This window comes from Paenibacillus sp. Aloe-11, from assembly GCF_000245715.1.
Classification (GTDB): domain Bacteria; phylum Bacillota; class Bacilli; order Paenibacillales; family Paenibacillaceae; genus Paenibacillus; species Paenibacillus kribbensis.
Window position 1 is genome coordinate 94,453 of the sequence record NZ_JH601080.1, and the last position, 6,286, is coordinate 100,738.

5 protein-coding genes and 1 pseudogene are annotated in these 6,286 nt (G+C 48.4%); 3 read left to right on the top strand and 3 right to left on the bottom strand.

The window, feature by feature from the left end; all coding sequences use genetic code 11:
* Positions 1-125: pseudogene (locus WG8_RS29190) on the top strand (oxidoreductase); the annotation flags it as partial.
* Positions 126-286: 161 nt separating this feature from the next.
* On the opposite strand, the gene WG8_RS24240 reads toward WG8_RS29190, so the two are convergent.
* The 3 genes from WG8_RS24240 to WG8_RS24250 are packed head-to-tail and all read right to left on the bottom strand — an operon-like array spanning position 287 to position 3,226.
* Positions 287-1,111 (bottom strand): carbohydrate ABC transporter permease, encoded by an 825-nt coding sequence (locus tag WG8_RS24240; RefSeq protein WP_007432931.1) that lies wholly within the window; start codon positions 1,109-1,111, stop codon positions 287-289.
* Positions 1,111-1,977, bottom strand: coding sequence for a carbohydrate ABC transporter permease (locus WG8_RS24245; RefSeq protein WP_007432932.1), 867 nt, complete (start codon positions 1,975-1,977; stop codon positions 1,111-1,113). The genes WG8_RS24240 and WG8_RS24245 overlap by 1 nt, the downstream gene beginning before the upstream one ends.
* 16 nt (positions 1,978-1,993) lie before the next feature.
* A complete protein-coding gene (locus WG8_RS24250; RefSeq protein ID WP_007432933.1) occupies positions 1,994-3,226 on the bottom strand; it encodes an ABC transporter substrate-binding protein in 1,233 nt (410 codons plus the stop codon).
* Between the two features lie 168 nt (positions 3,227-3,394).
* Here WG8_RS24250 and WG8_RS24255 point away from each other — a divergent pair, with 168 nt between their 5' ends.
* Positions 3,395-4,399 carry a cellulase family glycosylhydrolase gene (locus WG8_RS24255; RefSeq protein WP_007432934.1) on the top strand — a complete coding sequence of 335 codons (1,005 nt, stop codon included), beginning with the start codon at positions 3,395-3,397 and terminating at the stop codon, positions 4,397-4,399.
* A gap of 394 nt (positions 4,400-4,793) precedes the next feature.
* Positions 4,794-6,155 carry a DJ-1/PfpI family protein gene (locus WG8_RS24260; RefSeq protein WP_007432935.1) on the top strand — a complete coding sequence of 454 codons (1,362 nt, stop codon included), beginning with the start codon at positions 4,794-4,796 and terminating at the stop codon, positions 6,153-6,155.
* The last annotated feature ends 131 nt before the right edge of the window (positions 6,156-6,286 follow it).

The following is a 6,286-nucleotide window of genomic DNA, read 5'->3' on the forward strand; positions in this document are numbered from 1 at the left end:
GGAAGCCGGAACGGCTAGAGCGGCTGGTTGAGCGCGAGATCGGGTTGGCTGACCTGCCAACCGCGCTGGAGGACATCCTTGCAGCCCGCTCGCAAGGAAGAACGATTGTGCGGCTGGCCGATTAAGCGGAAGTATGATCCACAAGCGGCCATGATATCGTTTTTTTGCGTGAAGGAGTGTTCATTCAGTAGCGCTAAACTTCAACTTCGAAAAAATTTTAGAAGCCTGCAAATCTGCATTTTTGAGATTTACAGGCTTCTTTTTTCGTGTGGCACCTGCTATGGAATTACTTCACAGAGCCTTGTGTAACGCCGTTGATAATCCATTTTTGTGCCAGCAGATACACGATAATCATCGGCAGCAAGGCCATTAAATACGAGGCAAAGGCCAGATTAAAGTCGGTATTGAACTGCCCCTGGAACACATACTGGACGAGCGGCAGCGTATACTGCTCCGGATCACTAATAATAATGAGCGGCAGCAGAAAGTCGTTATAAGTGGACAGACAGGTGAGAATTCCTACCGTAGCACTGATCGGCGCCATCAGCGGAAATATAATGCGCCAAAATGTGCCCCATGTCGTCGCACCGTCTACCGTGGCCGCCTCCTCCAGTGCCACCGGAATGGAACGAATATAGCCGACATACACGAAGACATTAAATGCCAGACCATACACCGTATGCAGCATAATGAGACCCAACAGATTGGTCATATGAAGCCCGGAGGCCAATTTAACAATCGGCAGCATGATGATCGGGAACGGAATAAACATGGCGCTCACAAAGTAAAAATATAATCCCTTAAAAAATCGACGCTGCATATTACGGGCAATCGCATAAGCAACCATTGAATTGGTTAGCAAAGTCAGGATGACCGTCGATGTCGTGACCATCACACTGTTCTGAAAAGCACTGAAAAAGTTAGTCATTTCCACAGCGCGACTAAAATTTTCCCAATGCAGCTCGGTCGGAAAGGCAAAGGCAGAATGCGCCATCTGTTCAGGATTTTTAAGTGCAATGGTTACCGTCATATAGAGGGGGAACAGGATAAATATCGTCCCCAGCGCCACCAGAAGCAGCACAAGCCAGTTGGTACGTCTGCTCGTTCTCATCAATGATCCATCTCCCTTCTCTGGAGGAATCGCAGCTGCAAGATGGAAATCATCGCGATCACAATAAAGTAAATGACAGAGTTAGCCGACTGATAAGCAAATTCTCCGCCTCTAAAACCTCCCGTGTAAATCAGGTGCGAAATGGACTGGGTTGCCCGGCCCGGACCACCGTTTGTCAAAGCCACGATCTGATCGAACACCATCAGGGAATTTTTCATCGCCAGTACCATATTGATGGTGAAAAACGGGGCAATTAACGGAAAGGTAATGCTCCAAAATTCACGCCATTTACCCGCACCATCCAGATTGGACGCCTCATACAAGCTTGTCGGAATGGTTTGCAGCCCGGCCAGATAGAGAATCGTATTAAAGGCAATCCCCTGCCATACGGCTACGATCACCACCCCCACCCAAGCCAACTGCTCATTGCCCAGGATGTTCGTCGATAGTGAAGTAATGCCCAGGTTCTGCCCCCAAATCGTAAACACGTTCGAGAACAAATAATTGAATATGTACCCCACGATCAACACGCTCAAAATATTAGGCAAAAAATAAATGCCCCGAAAAAAGTTACGGAACCGTATTTTAGCATTCAGCCCCATGGCAATCAGCAAGCTGAGGACGTTAATCGCAATCGTAACCACAATCGCAAACTTGAAAGTTAACCAGTAAGCGTTGCCCACATTGTCGTCCTGAAACAAATTCACATAGTTTTTGAACCCGACAAAATGATACTGATGACCAAATCCGTTCCAATTGGTGAGTGAGTAATACAATCCCTGCAAGGCAGGCAAGGTTAAAAATATAAAAAACAGTAGCACCGCCGGCACGGTCATCCAGTAAAAAGCCGTTAGTCGCTTGTTCATGTCTCATCCTCCTCCCCTATCGGCGGTTAGCTACCTTATCCCATTCACGGTCCAGCTTCGCCAGATAGGCGTCGATGTCCCCATTTTGCAGAAAAGTCTGCACAATGGAATTCAACTGCACAGCTTTTGGGATATAGTGATCAGCAAAATCAATGACACGCCCCGCTTTAAAATACGGCAGCAGCTCTGCCACACTCGGATCATCCTGCGTGACCCCCTTCACCGCCGAAAACAGCGTTTGCTCTGTAATGTACTGCTTGCTGTTCTCCGGCTTCAACAGAAAGGCAATAAACTCCTCGGCCTCCTTTTTATGCGGGCTGCTCTCCGAAACGGCCAGCAGCGTATCTATACCGGACACCAGTTTGACCGCCTGCTCGTCGTTTCCTGTTGGTAACGGGAAAAATCCCAGTTCTACCTTCGGGTTTGCCTTACGGATTTCAGATATCGCCCATGTGCCCTGGATGTACATTAATCCCTGTCCGTTAGCAAAAGCCCGGTTGCCATCGGCATAGTTTTTGCCAAAATTATCGCCATGTCCATACTTCAGCAGCTCCAGCTGCTTTTGTGCAACCTCGCGGTACTTATCCTGAAAGGTGACCTGGTTTTCACGCCGTTGCAGGAAAAAATCAATGCCCACCAGATTCGGCCCGAGTGCATTAAAGGGAAGGTTAGTCTGCCAATCATCTTTATATGTGAAATAAAACGGGATTTTGCCAGCGGCCTTGATCTTTTGCGCCGTTGCAATCAGTTCGTCCCACGTTTTGGGCACGCTTAATCCCATTTCCCTAAACAGCGTTTTGTTGTACATCACACCATTCGCGTTCGCAGCGTAAGGGATTCCGTAAACTGAGTCTATCCCGGTCAAATCCCGGAGCATTTTAAGATAAATCGGATCTATAGTACTCGGCAGCTTCGTATTGGCCAAATCCGTAAAAATACCGCTCTGTGCCAAAATGGAATAGGTATCGGTGGCTCCAAGTCCCACGATGTCAGGCACGTCGTTTTTGACGACCCGGGTCAATAGCACGGTCTCCGCCTCCGGCGGATTCACCTGTGTGACCTCAATATCCGGATGCTCCTGATTAAATTGAGCAATCAGCTTATCAAAGGAGCCCTTGGCTTCCGGCTTGTTTTGAAAAAACTCCATTTTCACCTTACTTGAAGCATCATCCCTGTTGCATGCGCTTATAAAAACCGACAGCAGCAGGATCGCCGCCAACACAGACAGTCGCTTCCCCCATTTCCACATCCTCATACCTCCTTTTCCCCTATGTCACTCTATGCGGGACTAGACAATTAATACCCGTCCCTTGCAGAAAAGAAATGATGCACCCTATTCCAACATTACAGTCGGTGGAATACGTTTCCATTTCCAACATAAGATTAACTGGACTATAAAGAAGGAGGAGATTGATTCGTGAGAGATTGGCGTCTTTATGGCAAAAAGGCTTTCATCTTTACTATTATTTTTCTGCTTTGTTCCAGTGTAGGGTTATTGAATGCAGGTACATCATTTGCAGCCTCCGGTTTTTATGTAAGCGGAAACAATTTGAAGGATGCCAATGGGAACAACTTTGTGATGCGCGGGGTGAACAACCCTCATATCTGGTTTGACGCACAAGCCTATCAGGCATTGGATGCGATTGCTGCGACGAAGTCCAACACCGTCCGCATTGTGTGGCAAACTAATGGATCGGCGCAAAGACTCGGAGAGATCATCGAACGGGCCAAACAGCTCAAGCTGATTTCCGTGGTTGAGCTGCACGACGTGACTGGCAGCAATGATGCCAACCGTTTGAACGACATGGCCCGTTATTTCGCTGACCCAGCGGTGAAAAAAATACTGGCCGATAATCAGAAGTACGTCCTCGTGAATATCGCCAATGAATGGGGCGACCACAACCTCTCGGATGCCGCATGGCGGGACGCTTACAAAACTGCAATTACCACCCTGCGAAACGCAGGTGTGCCAAATACAATTGTGATCGACGGCTCCGGCTGGGGACAATATGCTTCCCCGATCAAGGCCCACGGCGTAGAGCTGCTGCAACACGATCCCAACCATAACATCTTATTTTCCGTCCATATGTATGCCAACTATAATGATTCCAGTAAAATCGGCTCTGAGCTGCAGGCCATCAAGGACAAGGGGCTGGCGGTCATCGTGGGTGAGTTTGGCTACAACTATAACAATGGCAACAACAACCTGGGCACCACCGTGAATCCTTACGAGGTCATGAAGCAGTCTCAAGCCAAAGGCATCGGCTATCTGGCCTGGTCCTGGACGGGCAACAACAGTGAAAACGCATGGCTTGATCTCGTGAACAGCAGTGACTGGAAAACGCCAACCGCATGGGGAAATACTGTGTTTAATGATGTCAACGGCATCAAAAACACTTCGAAGAAAGCTTCGGTTTACTGAGGCAGAGTTTTGGAAGGAAATTTGTGATAAAAAAAGATCCAGCAGACCCTTCAACGGTCGATTGGATCTTTTTTTACTTTTATGATATCAGCGCAAAATCTCGTTTTTGCCACCGTGCACGGGGGAACCTCGGCAGCCAATTGACGAGATGTTTATTCGAGCCTATGAAGAATGGAAGGCTGACCGAATAACGGCAGCGGCGTATCGGGCCGGGACATCGGTGCTTTCTTTTCGGGAAAACAATTGCTGTTCGAGAAAAAAAGTCCTTTACCTGGACCTAAGTCGGGGAAAAATATAGTCTTCGGACGAGTTTATTAGTTCGCCTTCTCCCCTTATCTTTGAAATAAGAAAGTAATTAATACCAACTAGAAAAAAATCAGAGGAGAGAAGGAAATTGAAAAAAGTAAGGCGTTTCATCGTGTATGTGTGCGTTTTCATTCTGGTTGTGGGAGGAACCGGCGCGATCGGTTTCATGAGCACGATGCAGGAGGCTATGTCGGTTTACGATAAGCCGATTCCTGCTTCTTTACAAAGCATCCAAGCTCCTGCCTATGATTCGAAAAAACCGACAGTGGCCGTTATTTTGGCGAATGAAGTGACCGAGGTGTTCGATTTTCTCGTACCATACGAAATGTTCTCCATGACGGGCTCGTACAATGTTGTTGCGGCAGCTCCCGACAAAAACATCAAATCATTGACGGGCGGCCTTGATGTCGCACCGCATTACACTTTTGACGAGTTGGACGAATTGACGGGGAAAGGTCCGGATATAATCGTGATCCCTTTCATGCCAAATTTGGATGAAGCGAAATACAAGCCTGTCCGCGATTGGATAAGGAAGCACTCCAGCAAGGAAACGACCTTGTTATCTATCTGCAATGGGGCGGAAAATTTGGCGGATACCGGCCTGTTGAACGGGAAATCTGCGGCAACGCATTGGGGAGATATCAGTAGATTGGAAAAGAAATATACCGAGATTACTTGGAAAAGGGATCAGCGTTACGTGTCTGATGGCAACATAGTCTCCTCGGCCGGCCTGACTTCGGGGATCGATGCCACACTGTACGTCATATCCCAGCAAATGGGGGAGTCGGCTGCGGAGAAAGTGGCGAAAGAAATGAATTACCCTTCCTACGATTTTGTTCAGCATCCGCAAATGGAGCCTTTCACAGCCGGATTAAGCGATATCGTATATGTTTTGAACAACGCGTTTCAATGGAGCAAGAAAAAGAACGGTGTCCTGCTGTATGAGGGTGCCGATGAGCTGATGTTATCCTCGGCTTTTGACACGTACGGGGCTTCCGGCACGACGATAACATTAACGATATCAAGCAAACGCGAGCCAATCGTTACCCGGCACGGTCTGAATCTGATCGCCCGATATCAAATAGCTGATGTCCCGAAACTCGACAAAATGATTTTTGTGGGGCCGGACGTTAAGACGCGCGCTGCGGGCGATATCCGAAACTGGAACGAGAACGGCGGGAAGGCTGAGCAGCTTTACCTGCACAGCGATGCGCTGGAGCGGTTCGCAATGGAGCCTGCGTTTGAAGATTTGGCGAAGCAGGAAGATATCTGGACGGCTAAATTCGCCGCCAAGCGGCTTGAGTACCGCGCCACAAACCAGTTTAAGCTTGAAGGAGCGCCGTTTCCATACGAAGCTTTCGGCATACCAATCGGTGTCGGCTTGTTGTCTCTGTTCGTCGTTTATTGGATAGATAGACGTTTCGTAAGGAGAAAGACCGTTTCCGCATAAAACGGAAAGCCAAAGAAGCATCCAGACGGCCGGGTCTGAATGCTTCTTTTTCGCGTACGCTTCGTGAGGCGGAATCTTCGCCAAAAGAACCAGATCCGCCACCTACTCCAGCTCGACCCACTCGCCGAGCA

Coding starts and splice junctions, on each gene's coding strand:
- WG8_RS24250 (WP_007432933.1), bottom strand. CDS start 3,226: ATGTGGAAATGGGGGAAGCGACTGTCTGTGTTGGCGGCGATCCTGCTG.
- WG8_RS24245 (WP_007432932.1), bottom strand. CDS start 1,977: ATGAACAAGCGACTAACGGCTTTTTACTGGATGACCGTGCCGGCGGTG.
- WG8_RS24240 (WP_007432931.1), bottom strand. CDS start 1,111: ATGAGAACGAGCAGACGTACCAACTGGCTTGTGCTGCTTCTGGTGGCG.